Raw genomic sequence first — 19,047 nt, forward strand, 5'->3', positions numbered from 1 at the left:
CCATGAGGTCATTGTGATCAAGTGACAAGGCACGCGTTGAGCGTTTTGGTGTACGCACCGTTTCCAAAATGTGAAGGGTCGGGCATCTGCATGTGCCCCTGGTTTGTGAAACCGTCCCATTTGGAAATCGAGAATTCCGGCGTGACGTTTTCATCAAGACCAGGAGGGATGCCGTGAAGACGAGCAGGTTCACCTTCCGCGGTGGCGTCGGGAATGAAGTGGTTATCCAGGGATCGCGCATGGAACGGTCGATGGATGGCAGTGCGACGACAAGTTCGATGACGCTCGAGCACGTCTTGACGAGGGCTGGCCAATCGGGGCCGCTCGTACCTGACGGGCCGGTGCGAGCGATGTCGTGCGTGGCTGTCGGCAGACATTGAGGAGCCGCATGCCAACGCGAGAGCGTGATATGCTCCGCGCGAAACACATGTTCCGGAATTATCCGCTCGGCAACGGGCCGCGTTTGCGGCACGGCCGTTCGCCCGCGATTGATTGATGCTCATGAACGGTAACTCCACGCTCGATCCGGTGGCGCAAGAGGCGATTGACTGGGAAGTGAGGCTGCGCTCCGGCGAGATTTCGCAGGAGGAGCGCGACGCATTCGCGGCATGGCGGCGCGCGGATCCGGCCCACGAAGAAGCGTGGGCGCGGCTGCAGCAGCGGCTCGGCAGGCTGGGGCCGTTGCAGGGCACGTCGAGTGAGGCGGTGCGGCGGGCGCTCGACGAGCCGTCGCGTCACCGCAGACGATTGCTGAAAGCCGGCGCTGGCCTGGGGGGCATCGTGCTTGCGGGGATCGCCACGCGCCAGCTCGTTTCGACGTTTTCGCTCGACGCGGACTACCACAATGGCGATGTGGTCCCACAAAGAGTCCAGTTCGACGGCAACGTTTCGGTCACGGCCGGCGCGGCCACGCGGGTGTATACCCGTGCACGTGAGCAAGCCGACCTCTATCTTGCCGCCGGTCAGGTTGCAACCGATCCGAATCGCGCGGGCCATCAGTCTGTCGTCGTGACTACCCGCGACGGCACGGTCCGCACCGAGCGGGCGCGCGTGAGCGTGGACGTCCTGCGGCTGCATACCGTCGTGGCCGTGCAAGGCGGCGACGCAGTCCTTGCCGTGCCTCACGGGCGCCGCTTGCGGGTACCCGATGGATCGGCGTGGTCCCTGTCGGGCGGACAGATCGCACGCATGCCCGAAACGTCGGTCGACATCTTCTCGTGGACACGCGGCACGCTGGTCGTGCTCGACCGCGCGGTGCCGGACGTGATCGAAACGCTGGGCCGTTACTTCGGCGGCTATATCCGTTTTCCGGAGGCCGCGCTGTCGCGCCGCGTGAGCGGCGTCTTTCCGCTCGACGACGCGCCGGCCGCGCTCCGGCAACTGGCCGAAAGCCTCGGGTTTTCCCTGAATCTGTACGGCAAGATGCTCGCCGTCGCCACACCTGCCTGAAACCGCAGGCAGCCCCTCCAGTCCCCCCTCCAGATTTTTTTCGACTTGCGGTGTCACTTTTCGCCGCTCGTTGCACAAGGTAATCAAGAGCGCATCAAATCGCTCGACATCAACCCGTGCACTCGAGTGGAGGAAGTGTGTTCGACGCTATCGACAAGGCCATATTGTCCGTGCTGCAGCAGGACAGCACGCTCTCGGTGGCCGAGATCGCCGACCGCGTGAATCTTTCGACCACGCCATGCTGGCGACGCATTCAGAAGCTCGAGCAGGACGGGGTGATAGCGCGTCGCGTGGCGCTTCTGGATGCGAAGAAGCTCAACGTGGGCGTGACCGTTCTGGTGGAGATCAAGACTGCGGAACATACCGCCGCGTGGTTGCAGCGTTTCTGCGACGTCGTGGCGACGATCCCCGAAGTGGTGGAAGTCCATCGCATGAGCGGGCACATCGACTACATGCTCAAGGTGGTGGTGCCGCATATCGACGCGTACGACAGCGTATACAGGCGTCTGATCGGCGCGGTCGACATCTTCGACGTCAGTTCCAGCTTCGCGATGGAGACCATTAAACAGACCACCGTATTACCGCTCGATTACATGCTGTGACCGCACGGGCCGGGCAGTGTATCGACAGGAACGGAGAAGGACGGAATTTCACCGGCGCGGCGGAAACCGCGGAATGGAATTCCAAAACGGGCGGCGCAAGCGAATTGTTTCAAAAAAACATTCCAGGCCCGGACGATAGACTTGTTTCATCGATGACGCGTTCGGGCAAGAGGCTGACCGAAGCCCGATTGAAAGCATGACGGTACTTTGCGACACGATGATGACGCGGTCACGCGTAGGAATACTGATAGAACGGACGAAGAGCCAATACATTCGACAAGGGAGCGGTTCAAACGTGAAGCTCAATATCGGAACTCGCCGGGCCATCTCGAGCCAGGCATCAGGGGTTGCCATCGCGGTCGCCGTTGCACAGGTTTTCATGGCGGCGTCGGCGCATGCACAACAGGCCGCACAGCAGTCATGGCATCTCGCAAGCGGTCCGCTGGACCGCACGCTGGTCGAAATCGCCCAGGCGGCCAACGTGAGGTTGAGCTACGACGCGGGCCTCGTGCAATCGTTGAAATCGTCGCCCGTCGAGGGCAGCTATACCGCCGAGGCCGCGATTCGACAAGCGCTCCGGGGCACCGGTCTCGATCTCGTCGCGACGGGCAGCGGTGGCCTGACCATCCAGAAGGCGGTTGCGAAGCCGGTTGCGGCAGCGCCCGTCGCGGCGTCGGCGGCGGCAGCCTCCGTGGGGCCTGTCGATACCACGCTTCCGCTCATCAGCGTGGCGGCCAGCCGGGACTCCGGCGGCACCGGCTTCGTCGCGGAATCGTCGTCCACCTATGCGCGCTCGGACGTGCCGCTGAGCGAGACGCCGAAATCGGTCAGCGTCATCAACGCGGCGGTGATCCAGAGTCAGGCCGCTCAGTCGCTCTCCGATGTGCTGAGGAATGCGTCCGGTGTCGTCACGCGGCCGGGGCCGCTTGGTGTGCCGCAGTACATGATTCGCGGGTTTGCAGCGGAAAATCTGACTTCGGACGGGCTTGCGACTGTCGGGTCCGCGCCCAACGTCACGCCGACGATAGCGATCTCGAGCGTGGAAGTGATCAAGGGGCCGTCGGCGATCGTGAACGGCAACAGCCCGCCGGGAGGCGTGATCAATATCGTCAAGAAGACGCCGCAGGCTGACCCGTTTCACGAAATCAAACTGGGTTATGGCACGTACGGTGACACGCAGATCGCGCTGGACACCACGGGCGCGATTACCGACGACAAGAAGCTCCGGTATCGCTTCATCATCTCGGGGGAGCGGGTCGGCCAGAATGCCATGGGGTATGACGGCCAGAGAAATTTCTACTTTGCGCCGACCGTGCAATGGAAGGATTCGACCACGGACCTGACGGTCGGCTATGAGCGCACGGTCGATCGCCAGCCGGTTCCGCAGTTCACGGTCGGCTATGCCGCGGGCGACATCTACCGAAACTATATCGACCGTCCGCTCGGCTCACCGTCCGACCACTTCGGCGCGCAAACCGACAGTATTTTCTTTCACCTCGAACAAAAGCTCGGCAAGGCGCTGACCTTCGTGAGCAAGGGTTCCTATACGCGTACCCAGCAAACGCAGCAGGCTTGGGCGACGGCGACGACGCTCTCGCCGACCAACGGTGCGGCGTTCTTCAACTTCGATTCTATTTCGGATTACTACAGCTGGAGCTTCCAGAATTACCTGCGAGCCAAGTTCGATATCGGCGGTGTGAAAAACACCGTGATAGCAGGGTGGGATTTCAATCATTACAACCGGTATCAGGTCGATACCACGACCTCGAAATTCATTTCCGTTCCGAACGTTTTCGGCCCCCCTTCGTTGCCCTCGTCCGATACGGGTAACCTTGCGCCGACATCCGCCAGTCGGTACACGGAAACGGGTTTGTATCTTCAGGATCAGTTTTCCTACAGGAATTTCCATGCGCTCGCTTCGGTGAGGCGGGACACTTATCTGACGGGTACGATCGGCGGAACGGCGTCGCCGGGAAACCATCAGAACGCCTATAGCCCAAGTCTCGGCCTGCTCTATGAACTGACCTCCGAGGTTTCGGCTTATGCCAGCTACAACCGTGGCTTCCGGCCTGGCTCGGCGCCTCAGTTCGGTGGCGGCATCCTGCCTCCGCAGATCAGCCAGCAAGTCGAAGTGGGCATGAAGTTCAATCTGCTCGACGACAAGCTGGCCATCACGACCTCGGCTTACCGCACCTCGTTCAGCAATTACAACGTCGCCGATCCGCGTCATCGCGGCTTCTATCTTCCTGCCGGCGGCGCCGTCAGCCGCGGATTCGAAGCGGAGATCAACGGCCAGCCGCTGCCCGGCGTCAACGTGGTCGGTACCTACACGTACAACGACTTCGTGCAGCCCGCCGGCACCAAGCTTGCGGTGAACCTACCCAAGAACAGCGCCAGCCTGTGGGCGACTTACAACTTCCAGACCGAAGCACTCCAGGGCTTCGGGGTCGGCACAGGGCTGTTCTTTGCAAGCGGGCAGTACGTCGAATCGGGCTCGGCCTACCGCATCCCGAGCCAGGTGGAGACGGACCTCGGCGTGTTCTATCGGAAGAAGGGGTACGGCCTGAATCTTTCGATCAAGAACGTGTTCAATCGCAAGCTCTACTACAGCAGCACGACGTCCAGCCTGATCCCGATGGGTCCGGAGCGGACGGTCATGCTGACCGGAACCTATGACTTCTGATTCCTTGCCCGCCCGCCCCTGGGACGACATCGCCGTGCGCGAGAACACGTCCCAGGCGCCTTATGCACGCACACGCCGCCTCGCGTGTGCCGCAGGGGTGCTGCTCGCGCATGCGCTGGGACTGTACGTTGCAGTCCACCAGAGTGCGGTGACGCTCAGGCTCGAGGCCGGGCGTCCCGCGGGCGGCACGGTGCAGGTGCAACTGGTTGCCGCGCCGGCACCGCGGCCTGCGCCAACCCCGCCGGCGCCGCCCAAGCCGCGCACCGAGCCGCCGAAACCCGTGGCGCCGGCAAAGCCGGAAAAGGCGCACGTGCTGGCGTCGCGGGCGCCGAGCCCGCGCACGGTGGAAGCAGCGCCGCAGGAGGCGCCGAAACCCGCCGAAACGCGGCCGGTCACGCCGGTGCCCGCGCCGCATCCCGCACCTGAAGCGGCGCCGGCCCAACCTGTCGCACAACCCGCGCCGGGGCCAAACGTGCTGGACGCGCCGAAGCAAATCAGCGCGGGCGAGTTGAAGCAGTTGGGATGCCAGATGCCGCGACCCGACTATCCGGCGAAAGCGCGGCGGCTGCAACAGGAGGGCACCGTGGTCGTGCATCTGAGCATCGGCACCGACGGCGCGGTGACGTCCGCGCGCGTGGCGCAGAGCAGCGGCTCGCCGCTGCTCGACGCGGCCGCCGTCGCGGCGATCCGTGCCGGGCGCTGTCATCCGTACGAGACGGCGGGCATCGCGCGCTCGGTAGAAGCTACCCAACCCATCGCATTCAACCTGAACGACTGAACCCGCACCAATCGGAGCAACACATGGAACAGTATGGCATCGCCAACGTCTGGCAACAGGGTGACTTCGTCACCCGCTTCATCTTCGTTTTCCTGATCGGGATGTCGGTCGTCTCATGGTTCGTGATACTAACGAAAGGATTTGCCAATCGGCGCCTCGAATCGCTCGGCAAGCGCGCGCAAACGCGTTTCTGGTCCAGCTCGTCGATCAGCGAGGGCATCGAGGCGCTGGGCGAGGGCGGCGACAATCCCTATCGTGCACTGGTGCTTGCCGGGCGCGAAGCGAATGAGCAGCACTCGGGCAATGAACCGTCGATGCAGGGCAGTCTGAGCGCGAGCGAATGGGTGGCGCGCGGGTTGCGCAATGCATTCGACGACGAAGTCGCGCGGTTGCAAAACGGCCTGGCCGTGCTTGGCTCGATCGGCAGCACGGCGCCGTTCGTGGGGCTGTTCGGTACCGTCTGGGGCATCTATCACGCGCTCATGGCGATCGGCATGTCGGGGCAAGCCAGTCTCGATCACGTTGCTGGCCCGGTGGGCGAGTCGCTCGTCATGACGGCGATCGGGCTGTTCGTCGCCATTCCGGCGGTGCTCGGCTTCAACTACGTAAACCGCGGCAACAAGCGCGTGAGCCATCGGCTGAACCGCTTTGCGCACGAGCTGCACGTGTATTTCGTCACCGGCGCGAAGGCCCGTGCCGACGCCAACCGGCCGGCCAGCGCATCGGTCGCGAGCAAGCGCGCCACGCCCAACCTGGCCGCCTGAAGGAGCCCGCCATGTCAATGATTACCGAGGGCAGCGGCGACGAAGGCGTCATGAACGACATCAACATGACGCCGCTGATCGACGTCATGCTCGTGTTGCTGATCATCTTCATCGTGACGTTGCCCGTCATCAACAAGGCGGTGAAGGTCGATCTTCCGCAGGCGGCGGCGCAGCCGGCCGTGTCGAAGACGCAGGACATCGATCTGTCGATCACGGCGGACAAGACGGTGCTGTGGAACAAGCAGCCGGTCGATGCGGAGGCGTTGAAGGCGCGCGTGGCCGAGGCCGCGGCGAAGGGCGAGCCGCCGGCGGTCAACATCAACGCGGATCAGCACGTCGAGTACGGCAAGGTCGCGACCATTCTCGCGGCGCTCCAGGGCGGCGGCCTCAACAAGATCAACTTCGTGATGCAACCGCCCGAGGCGCACCAATGACGGTGAATCGCGCTTTCCCGATTGATCGCGCGGAAGACGCGGAAGCACGCCGCCGTTTTCCACCGGTGTGGCGTCTCCTGCTGCCGTACTGGCGTACGCGCGAAGGCGTGTTCTCGCTGATATTGCTGATGCTCGTGATCGGGTCGAGTTGGGCCACGACGTACGTGATGCTATGGAACAACAACTGGACCGGCACGTTCTACGATGCGATCGGCGCGTCCCGATTCAAGGTGCTGCCGGAGCTGCTCGTACGTTTCCTGCTCGTGGCGATGGCCGGCGCGGTCGTGCAGATTACCGGGGTGGTGCTGCATCAGATCGTGCAGATTCGCTGGCGCCGGTGGCTCACGACATGGCTCGCCGAAAAATGGCTCGCACGCAACAACTATTACCGGATCGAACGCGACCGGGAACTCGAGAACGTCGATCAGCGTATCGCGGAGGACGTGAAACTGTTCGTCAACGACACGCTGCTGCTGGGGCTCGGGTTTCTTTCGGTGCCGGTCAGCGTCGTGTCGTTCAGCATCGTGCTGTGGCGCATGGGTGGCCCGTTGCAGGTCGATGTCGGCGGATCGTCGTACGTATTGCACGGTTATCTGGTGTTCGCCGCATTTGCCTACACCGGTGTCATTTTCGCGGCGACGCATTATCTGGGCCGCAGGCTGATTACGCTGACGGCCAGGCAGCATCGTCTCGAAGGCGATTTTCGCGTGCTCATGGTCGGCGTGCGTGAATTCGCGGAACAGATCGCGTTCTTTCGGGGGCAAACGGCCGAGCATGGGCGTCTGCAGGCATCGTTTCGGTTCGTGGTATCGAATCTCTACGCGACGCTGTGGGTGAATACGCGCGTCTCGTTCTTTAACAATATCGTCGGTCAGCTGAGTTCGGCCATTCCGATCATTCCGACCTTGCTGATGCTGCCGCAGCTGATGTCGGGCGGGCTGACGCTCGGCGGGCTGATGAAATCGAACAGCGCATTTAATTCCGTCACGGGGTCGCTGGCATTTTTTTGGCAAGCCTATACGGGATTTACGTCGTGGCGCGCGGAAGCCAACCGTTTGCGCGAATTCCTGCACGTGAGCGAGCATGAGCCGCGGCAGGACATCGCGCTTCACGAAAGCCGCACAGGAGCGGTCGCCGCGAGCGGGCTCGTCTTGCGCGACGCGTCCGGCGACACGCTGTCGCGCGTGCCCGACTTCGTGCTCCCGGCCGGCCGGAGGTGCCTCGTGCGCGGTCGCTCGGGATGCGGGAAAAGCACGTTGCTGCGGGCGCTGGCCGGCCTATGGCCCTACGGCGAAGGCACGATCCTGCGGCCGGCGGCCGGCACGTTCTTCTTGCCGCAACGCAGCTATATCCCGCCGGGCTCGCTGAAGGCGGCCGTGACCTATCCGCGCGACGCGTCGGCGTACCCGGACAGCGAGTGCGAGGAACTGCTGCGCGCGTGCGGATTGTCGGCCTATGCCTCCCAGCTCCATGTCGAGGATCGCTGGAGCACACGGCTGTCCGGCGGCGAGCAACAGCGCGTGGCATTTGCGCGCGTGCTGCTCGCCAGACCTTCCACGGTGTTCCTTGACGAATGCACGTCTGCGCTCGATAGCCAAAGCGAGAAGGAACTTTACGGTCTTTTGATCGAGCGTTTGCCTCAGGCCACGGTCGTCAGCGTCGCGCATCGCAAGGAACTGCTGGCGTTTCACGACACGACGCTCGATTTCCCCGCACCGGAAGCACGACGGGATGCGGCCGACGAAGCAGAGGGCGCACACACCAGCAGCGGAGCATACGCGGGAACGCAGCTGTGCTGAGCGCCACGATCCCAACCGACGCCGTGCATTTGAACAATGCACGGCGCGCCAACACGTGAAACAGGACAAGGTCGATCCATGAGCAATCTGAAATCAGTGACGCTGGAAACAATCGAAGCCGACGTGATCAACAACCCGCTGCCCGTGCTGATTGACTTCTGGGCGCCGTGGTGCGGTCCGTGCAAGGCACTCGCGCCGACGTTGTCGAAATTGAGCGAGCAGTTTGAAGGCAACGTGGCGTTCGTGAAGATCGACGTGGACGAGAATGCCGGCGTGCGCGAACGATTCGGTGTCCGCGGTATTCCGACGCTGATCCTGCTGCGCGGCGGCAAGGAGCTCGGCCGCGTGGTCGGTAATCGCTCCGCCACGCAACTGGCCGGCTTCATCGACAATCACCTCGGCTCCGTCACGCCGTTGCCGGCGGCGATCGCCGTTGCGCCGAACGCGTTCGGCGGCGACGCCCAGCTCAAGGCGGAGCGCCTTGCCGCATTGCGCACGTGGCTGGACCGCAAGCGGGCCGCGCCGTCGGAAGCGATGTGGGATGGTGAAATCGGCAGCGCCATTCAGTTCGTCTGCAATACCGCGGACGTGGACGATTGCGCAAGGATGCTGGGCATTCCGGCGAACGTGCTGGCCGTGGTGGAATCACTGTCGAGCTATCGCAGCACGCATCTGAACGGCGCGGAGTTCATCGCGCACTGGCTGGATGCCGTTCCGGTGGGTGCGAATCTCGCGCGGCTGCCGCAAATGCTGCTCACGGATCTGCTGTCCGGCGGCGAGATGACCGAGTTGATCCGCGGCGACGCCACGTTGCTATTGATTCGAGATCGGCTTGCCGCGCAGCATGACCCCGCTCGGGCGGAAGGGCCGCTCGATTCGGAGCTGGCCGCGATCAAGCAGGCGCTCGCGAAGGCCGATGCCACCCCGGCTGGCGCTGCGCACGCGTTGGCGACACGGCTTCTCGTGTTGGTCGCTCAACCGCTCGGCGATGCCGCAATCGTCACCGATTTCATGTTCGGCCTTGCGGGCGCGCATTGGGAGTTGTTGCGCGCGGCCTGCAACTGGACGCGCGATGACGACCGACGCTTCATGCAGCTCGCGGAAGAAACGTCGAATCGCGCGGTGGAGCGCGGCGAAGAGGCTTCGCAAGGCGACAAGACTCTCGAGCGAATTGGGTTGGTGGATGCCGAACTCATTGCGCGGTTTCGATCGCACTACGGCAATGGCACGCAGGCCCTGAAAAAGGTCGGCGCGAGCATCGGCGATCGTTTGATCGGGCTGACGAAGCGCTGCGCGTGAATCATCGTCGAAAAGGCGCGCGTCGAACGTAAATTCCGGATGCGCTGGCGCGCGCGCAAAACGATTCCACGATTCCGCGATACGGCGATTTGTTTCATAAAAAAATTTCGATCGCCCTCGATACACTGTTTTCAATGTGCTTCCGCTCGAAGCGACGCGAAAACGTCCCGACGGAAAGTCGGATTCACGGGCACACGGCAGTTCAACACTCGGAGTGATTTCCATGCATGACGGCGGTACGCAGTGGCGCAACGTGAAATCCAGCCTGGAGGCAGCGGCCGAATGTGCGCTCGATCTTGCCCGACGCGCAGGGGCCGACGGCGTCCGTGTGGAGATCGATCATGTCGAATCACGGACAGCCACCGTGCGCAACCGGGTGCCGGCCGAACGAAGCCTTCGACTGTCTTCGGCTGTCTCGCTCGTGGTCTATCGCAATGGCCGGCGCGGTGCGACGACCTCGTCCGATTTGTCCGCCGACGGTCTCGCCGGCGCGGTCGCGGCGGCCATCGACATCGCGTCGGTCACGGACGCCGATGCCGCCGCCGGCCTGGCTCGGGCGGACTTGCTCGCGACGGACTTCATCGATCTGGACTTGTATCATCCGCTCGATCTGTCGCTCGATGACATGCTCGAAGACGCCCGTTGCGCGGAAGAGGCCGCGTTCTCCACGAGCCCGGCCATCGTGACGACCAACGGTGCCAGCGTCGGGACTTCCGCGGGGTTGTCGCTGCTTGCGACCAGCGAGGGGTTTGGGCACAGCGTGCCGTGGTCCACGCATTTTTTGTCGTGCATGCCTGTCGCGGCAGGCACCAGCGAGAAGCAGATGGGATTCTGGAGCGACGGCGCGCGCGCCTATGCCGACCTGGACGCACCCGCACGGATCGGCACGCAAGCCGCGACGCGCGCGCTCGCGCTGCTGGGCAGCACGCAGGTCGAAACGCAGCGTTGCTCCGTGTTGTTCGAGCCGTTGGCCGCAATGTCGCTACTCGGCGAGTTCGTCAACGCGGCATCCGGCGATGCGCTTTATCGGACGGGCTCATACCTGAGCCACCGTCTCGGTACTCGCATCTTTGCCGATCACATTCAGGTGTACGAAGATCCGTTCGTCCCGAAAGGCATGGCGAGTCGCTGCTTCGACTCGGACGGTGTTGCCGTGTCCCGGCGATCGGTCGTCGAGGCAGGTGTGTTGCGCGGCTATTTTCTGGGCTTGTATGCCGCCCGGCGCCTCGGCATGGCACCGACCGGCAACGGCCGGGGCCCGCACAACCTCGAAGTGCGTAGCGCGAAAACCGCCAACTCGGACGGGATCGACACGATGCTGGAAAGGCTTGGTCGAGGCTTGTTCGTCACCGAGATGGCGGGCGGCGGCGTGAATCGGCTGACCGGCGATTTCTCGCGTGCCGCTAAAGGGTTCTGGGTGGAGAACGGCCAGATCAGTTTTCCGGTCACCGGCATCACGATCGCGTCGAATCTGGATGCGATGTTTTCCGGCCTGCTCGCCGTGGGGGCCGACACCGCGACCAGAGGAAGCTTCCGCACGGGCTCGTGGCTGATCGATGAAATGCGAATCGGCGGGAGCTGACGCGCTCGGTGCGCGCGACCATCCTTTTCCGTCACACACCGGTACGACACTATGCTGGACACGAACCAAACCCTGACCGACACCCGCGGCCCCTCGCTCCACGACATGCGTCGCGCGGCGTATGCGGGGCTGCTGGACAAACACGGCATCGACGAAACGCACTTGTTCGCCGCGCTGAACAGCGCGCTCGGGCAGTCCGGCGACTTCGCCGACATCTATCTGAAGGAGTCGATCGCGGAATCGTGGTCGCTCGAAGGCGGCGCCGTGCGGGGCGGCGCCTGGCAGTGCGATTCGGGATTCGGCATGCGCGTGCTGAACGGCGAGGAGACGACGTTCGCGAGTTCGCAACGGATCGGGGCGGACGCGTTGCGCACGATCGCGCGGCAGATTCGTTCGGGATCGGACGAGCTCTCCCACGCAGCGCCCCGCGGCGAACCGGCCGGTCTCGCGGCGGCGCGATCGATCTATGTCCCGCGAGCCCCGCTCGGCGCGATCGGCGCGGAGCGGAAACTCGCGCTGCTCAAGCGCGTGGACGAACTGGCGCGTTCGAAGGATCCGCGCGTGGTCGAGGTCAACGCGATGCTCGCCGCGACGCACGAGACGGTGTGGGTCGCGCGTTGCGACGGGCTCAGCGTCGGCGACGTGCGGCCCATGCTGCGGTTGGCGATCAACGTTCGGGTCAAATCGGGCGACCGGATCGAAAGCGCGAGCGGGGGAATCGGCGGTCGCTACGGGATCGCTTCGTGGTCGGATGACGACATCCGCACGCTGGTGTGCGACCGCGTCGACGCCGCGCTGACGAAACTGGATGCACGGGCCGCCCCGGCGGGAAAAATGACCGTCGTCGTCGGGCCCGGCTGGAACGGCGTGCTGTTGCACGAAGCCGTGGGCCATGGTCTCGAGGCCGACGGCATCCGCCGCAGGACCTCGGTGTTCGCCGGCCGCATCGGCGAGCGCGTGGCGGCGCGTAACGTCACCATCGTCGACGACGGCACGCTCGAAGGCCGCCGGGGTTCGCTCAATTTCGACGACGAGGGCTGTCCGACGCAACGCACGGTGTTGATCGAGGACGGCGTGTTGCGCGGCTGCATGCAGGACGCGCTCAGCGCGCGCCTGATGAACATGAAGCCGACGGGCAATGGCCGGCGCGAGGGCTATGCGGTGTTGCCGATGCCCCGCATGACCAATACGTTCATGCTCAACGGCGATTGCGAACACGAGGAGATCATTGAGTCGGTGAAGCGCGGGATATATGTGGCGGGGCTCGAGGGCGGGCAGGTCGACATCACGAGCGGGCAGTTCGTGTTCGAGGCATCAGAAGCATTTCTGATCGAAAACGGCAGGCTCTGCGCACCGGTGAAAGGCGCGACGATCACCGGCAACGGGCTCGAAACGATCCAGAAAATCGGCATGGTCGGCAACAACCTCGAACTCGACACGGGCCGTGCCGTGTGCGGCAAGGCCGGCCAGTCGGTGCCGGTGAGCGTGGGGCAGCCTACCGTTCGCGTGGACGACATGACGGTGGGCGGAACGGCGTGATGAACGCGTGCGGACAGGTGGTGAGCCGAAGATGAGAGGCTGGGCGCAGCGTCTCGACCAGTCGAGAGTCCGGTCGCGGGCGGACAAGACGGAACTCCTGCCTTTACCGAAGGCCATTCGCGATGCACTCTCACTGGAGTATCACCTTCAGCTCGAAGCGCTGCGCGCCGGCGCCGGCTCGCTGACTGCGCTGCGCATCCTGTTGCGCGTGGCGATGGCCGCCGCGATGCTGCGCGAGCTCGGCTACGGCGGACGACGCCTGCATACAGCCGACGAGTACGAGCGCATCGCCGGCAACGCATATGAATCGGGAGAGGAAGGCCGCTACGGATTCGATCCCGCCGCTTTTCTCACCTTTGCGGCGCTCGTGACGGATCATGATTTACAACTCGAGATAGCGCCCGTCCGAGTGATCGACATCGTCGCACGGCAACTGGAGCGCCCCAGCGCAGCCCAGTGAAAGAGACGTATTCGCGACAACGATCGGCATCGGAGGATGCCGGCCGGCAGCCGAGCACCGGCGCTGGTGCAGCCGGTTCACGTCATCAGATAGCACTGCGTCAAAGCCTGCGCGATATATTTCCGCACCATGCTCGCCGACACGCCGAGCCGCTCGGCGATTTCGGCGTGCGTGAGGCCGTCGATCTGACTCATGACGAAGGCGCTTTTTGCGTTAGGTGACAGGCCGTTCAACGCCTGATCCACGAGCAGGAGTGCCTGCGTGACTTCCGCGAGGCTTTCTGCCGACGGCGCGACTGCTTCTTCCCGATGGGCGAGCGATTCAAGGTACGAGCGTTCCAGGTCGCGGCGCCGCCACATTTCGTAGGTGAGGCGCTGTGCGATGACCGTCAGAAAGGCCCGCGCATCGCGCACGGCTGTCACGTCCTGCACATCCGCAAGTTCGGCGAACGACGACGATGCGAGATCTTCCGCGTCGGCCGGCGAGCCGACACGTCTTTGCAGTTTCGACTTCAGCCACGCATAGCTCGTGCGAAATTCACTCGTCAACCACGCCGCGCGCGAGCGCGTGCGTTCGTCGACATCGCATCCTGTGGGGGCGCCACTGATCGGTGAACTGTAATTCATCTGAAACTGATTCCTGGACGAGGGGCGTCAAGGCACGAAAGCGTGCACGAAAACAGCACATGAAGAGGCGCACATTATTTGCGCCGCCACACCTCTGGAAGTAACAACGTCTCTGCGCAGCGTCTCAGCTTGAGTATGCCATTGCAAAAAACGCCAGACTCAAAGTGGCTTGAAACCAACGCAATATTCCGCATTGTCATTTCGCCGACGATCAGCCATGCAGCCATCGGCCGATAAGTCGGATGAATCGTGAACGATACGAGCGCCGCGTGATCGAGGGAACCAATGAATCGTCGAATCGTTATGAGGCGACGTGCCGAACGAGGGCGGCGAGCAGCTGAAATCGAATTTCGCCGGTCTGGCGAATATTGGCGGACCCGTGGCGGGCAGTATTACCGCGGCCCGTTCTCCGTCACGTTTCGCGCAGGCATATTCGTGGGCGCATCTCGATATCGCAGGCACCGCATGGCGAAGCGGCACGACGAAAGGCGCGACTGGCCGGCCGGTCGCCTTGCTCTTCGAATTCCTCGCGAGTCGCGTGGAGCCGTGAACTTGCCCACCGCATACTGCCCGGCGCAGTCCTGCGGTGTTCGAAGTAGAACGGGCGCGCGACCCTGCACGTCGTCCGACGCCCGCTACTTCGACGCTTGCTGACCCTCAACCACCCGACGGCCCCGGCCGGCTGAAGCGCTGCTCGACCACCTCGGTTCCCCAATGCGTGCCCGCGGATTCGCTGGTCAACGCAAAGCCGAACGACTCGTACAGATGGCGTGCCGAGTCCAGCCCCTTGAACGTCCACAGGTAAGTCTCGCGAAACCGCTGTGCGTCGACGAAGCGCATGGCTTCCGTCATGAGCCGGCGCCCGATGCCCGACCCGCGCAGCGCATCGTTCACGATGAACCAGCGCAGGTGCGCGACGCCGGTTGCCGGGTCGCCGTCGATCGCGAGCGACGCGAGGGTCCGCCCGTCCTCCTGGCATAGCCAAAGCGCCTTGCCGTCGGCCGGCAGCGCCCCCACGAACTCGGCCAGCTCGGTCGCCACCCGCTTTTCGAAAAACGCGCCGAAGCCCCAGTGTTCCGAATAAAAGCGCGCGTGAAGGCTCGCGATATCGCCGATGCAGCCCGGTTGGTAACCTTCGCGGATCGCCGGCGCATCGAGTGTCGCGACGGGCGCTTTCGCGGCGTTGTCCTGCGCGAGCGCATCGGCATACAGCGCGAGCGAGCGCAGCAGTGCCTGCTGGTCGGCAGGCACCATGCGGCGCAGCGCATTCGATACCTGGTCCGTCGCGAACGTGTCGATTCTCTTCTGGAGCTTTTTTCCGTCGGCGGTCAGGTACAGCTCGATCGCGCGCGCATCGTCGCTCGACACGCGCCGCTCGACGATACCGGCGGCCTCGAGCCGCGCAAGTTGCCGGCTCGTGTTCGATTTGTCCAGCCGCAGGATGTTGCCCAGATCGCGGGCGTTGATGCCGGGCGCCATCCCGATCTCGAGGATCGCGTGGACCGCCGAAGGCGCCCAGTCGCTGTCGGCCAGCGTCGCGCGCATGAAGCCGAGCTCGCGAACCAGTTTGCGGGAGAAGTCGCGCAGCTCGAGGATCGTGGCTTCGCGGGGCTTGGCGGGAGCGTCGATGAGGTCCATGGCGGGTCCGGAAAGGTTGCGGATCGCAATCAATAATAGTTGCGAGTCGCAACTTGATCAAGGTGGATTTTCATGGGGACGGGTTGCCCCGCGGGAGGTGCTTCCAGAGGCCGCTGCGGGAGCGAACCGGGCGGCGATGAGCGGTATCGGCGACGATGGCGGAATGCCGCGAACCGGACGCATACTGGATGCATCCGGCCGGCCGGCCTGCCATGCGAGCACGGGCGTCGGCCGGTCATCGATCCGCGGCGGCGGACAACGGAGCTCACCATGAACCATCTGAAGCCGATGACGATTGCGCTGCTTGCCGGATGCGGCATCAGCGCCGGCGCGGTCCACGCTGCCGGCAGCATGGATGCGCCGCCGTGCAGCGCGGCGCATGCGGCGGACCAGGGCGGGATCGCCGCGATGCCGGGCACGTCGGTCCGCAGTTTTTCGACTGCAGGTTGTTCGGGCGCGGTGCTGCAGGGTGAACGGGCCACAGCGACGGTCAACGGCGACCGGGTCGAGCTGCGGGACGGCACCGTCTACGTGAACGGCCATTCATACGGCGCCGTCACGCCTGCGCAGACGGTCGAATACGAAGCCGCGCACGACCGGCGCACGCTGAAGGTCGACGGAGTCGTCCGCACGCCGGTACGCTGATCGGCAGTTCAGGCCCGGGCCCGTGCTCGGGTGCGCGGCAACCGCATCGCGTTCATTCGACCAGCGTCAGCTGGCCGTCGCTGAGCCGCACCTCGCGCCCGATCCACGCCGCATCGACGCGCGGCAGCACGGCCGACGGCTTGCGCAGCTCGCGCAGCAGCGTCGCGCCGTGCGACAGCCGGCCGCCCATGCGCGCGATCACGGCGCGCGCGGCCTGGTACTGCGCGTGCCGGCCCGGGTCGAGCGTGTCTTCCAGCAGGATGTCGTGGCCGAGCACGCCTTGCGTGTGGCCCGGATAGATCATGAAGCCGGCTGCCTCGTCGGTGCCTTCGCCGCCGTCCTGCCAGAAGCTGCCGTTGCGTTCGCGGCGATCGGGATGGGGCGCGAACCACGTGTCGCGATCGGCGGCCGGCATCGCATGATGCAGGCGGAAGAACACGCGCATCAGGTTGTCGCGATACCACTCGCGCACCTGCAGATACCAGCCGCGCATGCCGGGCGCGCCGAGCGCGTGGAGCACGCGGACCGGCAGCGGCCAGGCGGGAAACGCCTGCAGCGGCAGGTGGGTGGGCGCGGGCCGTGCGGTGCCCGGATCGGTTTCCCACGGCAGCCGGTGCGGGCTGTCGTCGAGCTGGCCGTATGCGGTCGGCGGACGGCCCCACAGTGCGCCGCCGCTGCTGGCCAGCGACGACGCGATGCACAGGTTGCCCTGCACGACGAACACGTAGAAGCGCGTGAACCAGTCGGCCAGTTGCTGGCCGTCGGCGCGTCGCTCGACGAGCGTCGCGAGTTCCTGGTCGAAGCGCTGCAAGCCGCGCTCGAGCGTCGGCAGGTGCCCGCGCGCGACACGCAGCATGCGCCAGAACACCGGCAGCGAACGCAGCAGCCGCAGCGGGCGCCAGCGCAGCGGCGGTGTCGCGCCGCCGATCTCGCCGCTGTAGTTGCCGGCCGACACGCCCCAGTCGGCGAGGCGGGCGAGGAACAGGTCGTTGTTGATGTACGACGCGCCGCCATAGACTGCGGTGAATGGTTCGTTGTCCTGCAGTACGCGTGCATCCCAGCGCGCCATGATCGCCGGGATGCTGCCGGACGCGCGTCGTTGCGCATACTCGACCAGCCGGCTCGGCTGCGGCGGCAGGATCTCGGCGATGTTCGCGGCGGTCAGGTGCCGGTGCCAGCCGTAGCTGCTGATCGGACGGTACTGCAGCAGCCACAGCTGCTTGCCGTCCCACGCCCATTCGACGTCGCCCGGCACGTAATGGAACGCGCGCAGCACGCGCTGCAGGAAGGCCCACAGCTGCGTCGCGCTCAAGCCGTGCGCGGTCGGGAACGTGCCGCGCTGCCAGGGTTCGCCGAGCCGCGACAGGATCGCGCGTTGCGGGCTGGCTTGCCCGTCGGCGAGCGTTTCGAGGTGGCCTTCCACCCATTCGACTTCGACTGCCAGATGCCGCACGAACGCGATGCCGGACAGCACGGGCGTGATGAAGCGCTGCACGACCGCTTCCTCGAGGCCGCCATCGAGCAGCTCGGCCACGCGCGCGGCCGCCTGCGCTGCCGATACGCGCAGGAACGTCGTATGCAGGCCGGCGTTGGCTGCATCGGCCTGGTCTTCGCCGTGGCTCGACGAGCGGATCGCCCACTCGGCGTCGGGCTGGCTCGCGAGAAAACCGGGCAGGCGCGGATCGTCGGCGCGGGTCAGCGACAGCGCGGGCGGCACGGGCAGGCCGGCCATCGTGGCCAGCGCGAGGCGCCCGCCCTTGGTATGCGCGACGAAGCCGGCGTCGCCCGCTTCGAGCCAGTGCACGAACGCCGCCGGCGCATCGATCCACGGATAGTGTCCCCAGCCGGCCTGCAGCGTGACGGTGAGGTCGGCGCGCGCGAGGATGGCCGACCACGCGGCGGCCTGGCGCACGCCCAGCACGTTGTCCTGGTCGCCCCACACGAGTTCGATGCGATCGCTGACCCACTCGAGCAGCGGCAGCGCGGTATCGGCGCGCACGAGATCCCAGTGCGGCAGGAACGCACGGCAGCGCGCGTAGCCGGCGCCCATGCGGCGGTACTGGGCCCGCGTCCAGGTCAGGTTCGAGAACTTGCGGGCAAACAGCGTCGGGTAGTGCGCGAGCAGCCAGTGGATCGTCTTGCGCAGCGGTTTCGGCGCCATCAGTTTCGGCAGGCGCCGTTCCCACAGGAACGCACCGACAGGCGCGAGCAGCACGCTGCGGCTGAAGTGGCCGGGGCGTCGCTGCAATGCGTGCAGCACCAGCAGCGCATTCACGCCGACCGCCATGATCGCGTGGCCCGCCTCGGTCAGGTCCAGCAGCGCTTGCGCATACGCGGCGAGATCCTCGCAGGGCGGCGCCGGGTTGTCGCCGAAGCCCGGCAGTTCCAGCGGCACGGGCCGGTAATGCCGGAAGTGGGGCAGTGCATCGTCCCACCAGTCGGCCGCGCTGCCGTTGCCGGCGAGGAGGTACAGGATCGGTTTGCTCATGGTGGCGTCGTCGGCGGGCGATCGTCGTGGCGGCACACGCCCGGTCGGGTCGGCGCCGCCGGTGGATGCCGCGGGTCTTGTTCGTGTTGTCGTGTTCGCGTTGCGCCGGTGCGAGTGGAATGGAAGGGCGGCCCGCTCGGCTTGATGCTTGATTTGATTGTTGCGGGCATTCTACGCGAGAAGACTCGGATGACTGCAGCCATGTCGAGCGCGACGCCGTTCAGGCGCCGGCCATGAACGGCGTGTGCGCGAAGTGTCGAT

16 protein-coding genes and 1 pseudogene are annotated in these 19,047 nt (G+C 65.0%); 13 read left to right on the forward strand and 4 right to left on the reverse strand.

The genetic code is table 11. From position 1 onward, the window contains the following. Positions 1 to 17: 17 nt before the first annotated feature. Complete coding sequence (locus LXE91_RS33505; RefSeq protein WP_158077516.1) at positions 18 to 314, reverse strand: hypothetical protein; 297 nt, start codon at positions 312 to 314, stop codon at positions 18 to 20. A 187-nt stretch (positions 315 to 501) separates the two neighbouring features. On the opposite strand from LXE91_RS33505, the gene LXE91_RS33510 reads away from it, so the two are divergent. The 11 genes from LXE91_RS33510 (at position 502) to LXE91_RS33560 (ending at position 13,389) form a co-directional block, all read left to right on the forward strand. Then, on the forward strand, positions 502 to 1,449 hold the full coding sequence (locus tag LXE91_RS33510; RefSeq protein ID WP_039355385.1) for a FecR family protein: 948 nt from the start codon (positions 502 to 504) through the stop codon (positions 1,447 to 1,449). A 137-nt stretch (positions 1,450 to 1,586) separates the two neighbouring features. After that, a complete protein-coding gene (locus LXE91_RS33515) occupies positions 1,587 to 2,051 on the forward strand; it encodes an Lrp/AsnC family transcriptional regulator (RefSeq protein WP_039355180.1) in 465 nt (154 codons plus the stop codon). 295 nt (positions 2,052 to 2,346) lie between these two features. After that, positions 2,347 to 4,734 (forward strand): TonB-dependent siderophore receptor, encoded by a 2,388-nt coding sequence (locus LXE91_RS33520; protein ID WP_223274472.1) that lies wholly within the window; start codon positions 2,347 to 2,349, stop codon positions 4,732 to 4,734. Then, complete coding sequence (locus LXE91_RS33525; protein WP_039355178.1) at positions 4,724 to 5,512, forward strand: energy transducer TonB; 789 nt, start codon at positions 4,724 to 4,726, stop codon at positions 5,510 to 5,512. Before LXE91_RS33520 ends, LXE91_RS33525 begins: the two co-directional genes overlap by 11 nt. 23 nt (positions 5,513 to 5,535) lie before the next feature. After that, the gene (locus LXE91_RS33530) at positions 5,536 to 6,276 is read left to right on the forward strand and encodes a MotA/TolQ/ExbB proton channel family protein (protein WP_039355175.1); all 741 of its coding nucleotides are present in this window, start codon (positions 5,536 to 5,538) and stop codon (positions 6,274 to 6,276) included. A gap of 11 nt (positions 6,277 to 6,287) precedes the next feature. Beyond that, positions 6,288 to 6,710 (forward strand): ExbD/TolR family protein, encoded by a 423-nt coding sequence (locus LXE91_RS33535; protein ID WP_039355173.1) that lies wholly within the window; start codon positions 6,288 to 6,290, stop codon positions 6,708 to 6,710. Beyond that, complete coding sequence (locus LXE91_RS33540; protein WP_039355171.1) at positions 6,707 to 8,509, forward strand: ABC transporter ATP-binding protein/permease; 1,803 nt, start codon at positions 6,707 to 6,709, stop codon at positions 8,507 to 8,509. The genes LXE91_RS33535 and LXE91_RS33540 overlap by 4 nt, the downstream gene beginning before the upstream one ends. Positions 8,510 to 8,587: 78 nt before the next feature. Then, entirely contained in the window at positions 8,588 to 9,808 is a 1,221-nt protein-coding gene (gene trxA, locus LXE91_RS33545) for a thioredoxin (RefSeq protein ID WP_039355167.1), read from the forward strand. 223 nt (positions 9,809 to 10,031) lie between these two features. Next, positions 10,032 to 11,390 (forward strand): TldD/PmbA family protein, encoded by a 1,359-nt coding sequence (locus LXE91_RS33550; RefSeq protein WP_039355164.1) that lies wholly within the window; start codon positions 10,032 to 10,034, stop codon positions 11,388 to 11,390. Between the two features lie 105 nt (positions 11,391 to 11,495). Further along, the gene (gene tldD, locus LXE91_RS33555) at positions 11,496 to 12,929 is read left to right on the forward strand and encodes a metalloprotease TldD (RefSeq protein ID WP_371295203.1); all 1,434 of its coding nucleotides are present in this window, start codon (positions 11,496 to 11,498) and stop codon (positions 12,927 to 12,929) included. A 31-nt stretch (positions 12,930 to 12,960) separates the two neighbouring features. Beyond that, positions 12,961 to 13,389, forward strand: a complete 429-nt coding sequence (locus LXE91_RS33560; protein ID WP_046196784.1) for a hypothetical protein — start codon at positions 12,961 to 12,963, stop codon at positions 13,387 to 13,389. 77 nt (positions 13,390 to 13,466) lie between these two features. On the opposite strand, the gene LXE91_RS33565 is transcribed toward LXE91_RS33560, so the two are convergent. After that, positions 13,467 to 14,015 (reverse strand): sigma-70 family RNA polymerase sigma factor, encoded by a 549-nt coding sequence (locus tag LXE91_RS33565; RefSeq protein ID WP_082139462.1) that lies wholly within the window; start codon positions 14,013 to 14,015, stop codon positions 13,467 to 13,469. A 319-nt stretch (positions 14,016 to 14,334) separates the two neighbouring features. On the opposite strand from LXE91_RS33565, the pseudogene LXE91_RS33570 reads away from it, so the two are divergent. Continuing rightward, a pseudogene (locus LXE91_RS33570) lies at positions 14,335 to 14,565 on the forward strand (leucyl aminopeptidase); the annotation flags it as partial. A gap of 107 nt (positions 14,566 to 14,672) precedes the next feature. Here LXE91_RS33570 and LXE91_RS33575 read toward each other — a convergent pair. Beyond that, on the reverse strand, positions 14,673 to 15,653 hold the full coding sequence (locus LXE91_RS33575) for a bifunctional helix-turn-helix transcriptional regulator/GNAT family N-acetyltransferase (protein WP_039355152.1): 981 nt from the start codon (positions 15,651 to 15,653) through the stop codon (positions 14,673 to 14,675). A gap of 270 nt (positions 15,654 to 15,923) precedes the next feature. On the opposite strand from LXE91_RS33575, the gene LXE91_RS33580 reads away from it, so the two are divergent. Next, the gene (locus LXE91_RS33580; RefSeq protein ID WP_039355148.1) at positions 15,924 to 16,298 is read left to right on the forward strand and encodes a S26 family signal peptidase; all 375 of its coding nucleotides are present in this window, start codon (positions 15,924 to 15,926) and stop codon (positions 16,296 to 16,298) included. A 52-nt stretch (positions 16,299 to 16,350) separates the two neighbouring features. Here the strand turns inward: LXE91_RS33580 and LXE91_RS33585 are convergent, their stop codons facing one another. After that, positions 16,351 to 18,786, reverse strand: a complete 2,436-nt coding sequence (locus LXE91_RS33585) for a PEP-utilizing enzyme (RefSeq protein WP_039355146.1) — start codon at positions 18,784 to 18,786, stop codon at positions 16,351 to 16,353. Positions 18,787 to 19,047 lie beyond the last annotated feature (261 nt).

The organism is Burkholderia contaminans (genome assembly GCF_029633825.1).
GTDB classification, from domain to species: Bacteria; Pseudomonadota; Gammaproteobacteria; order Burkholderiales; family Burkholderiaceae; genus Burkholderia; species Burkholderia contaminans.

What these genes read in the sequence shown, in the direction of transcription:
- LXE91_RS33565 (WP_082139462.1), bottom strand. Translation starts at nt 14,015, where the DNA reads ATGAATTACAGTTCACCGATCAGTGGCGCCCCCACAGGATGCGATGTC.
- LXE91_RS33525 (WP_039355178.1), top strand. Translation starts at nt 4,724, where the DNA reads ATGACTTCTGATTCCTTGCCCGCCCGCCCCTGGGACGACATCGCCGTG.
- LXE91_RS33540 (WP_039355171.1), top strand. Translation starts at nt 6,707, where the DNA reads ATGACGGTGAATCGCGCTTTCCCGATTGATCGCGCGGAAGACGCGGAA.
- LXE91_RS33580 (WP_039355148.1), top strand. Translation starts at nt 15,924, where the DNA reads ATGAACCATCTGAAGCCGATGACGATTGCGCTGCTTGCCGGATGCGGC.
- LXE91_RS33560 (WP_046196784.1), top strand. Translation starts at nt 12,961, where the DNA reads ATGAGAGGCTGGGCGCAGCGTCTCGACCAGTCGAGAGTCCGGTCGCGG.
- LXE91_RS33585 (WP_039355146.1), bottom strand. Translation starts at nt 18,786, where the DNA reads ATGAGCAAACCGATCCTGTACCTCCTCGCCGGCAACGGCAGCGCGGCC.
- LXE91_RS33575 (WP_039355152.1), bottom strand. Translation starts at nt 15,653, where the DNA reads ATGGACCTCATCGACGCTCCCGCCAAGCCCCGCGAAGCCACGATCCTC.
- LXE91_RS33510 (WP_039355385.1), top strand. Translation starts at nt 502, where the DNA reads ATGAACGGTAACTCCACGCTCGATCCGGTGGCGCAAGAGGCGATTGAC.
- tldD (WP_371295203.1), top strand. Translation starts at nt 11,496, where the DNA reads ATGCGTCGCGCGGCGTATGCGGGGCTGCTGGACAAACACGGCATCGAC.
- LXE91_RS33550 (WP_039355164.1), top strand. Translation starts at nt 10,032, where the DNA reads ATGCATGACGGCGGTACGCAGTGGCGCAACGTGAAATCCAGCCTGGAG.
- LXE91_RS33530 (WP_039355175.1), top strand. Translation starts at nt 5,536, where the DNA reads ATGGAACAGTATGGCATCGCCAACGTCTGGCAACAGGGTGACTTCGTC.
- trxA (WP_039355167.1), top strand. Translation starts at nt 8,588, where the DNA reads ATGAGCAATCTGAAATCAGTGACGCTGGAAACAATCGAAGCCGACGTG.
- LXE91_RS33535 (WP_039355173.1), top strand. Translation starts at nt 6,288, where the DNA reads ATGTCAATGATTACCGAGGGCAGCGGCGACGAAGGCGTCATGAACGAC.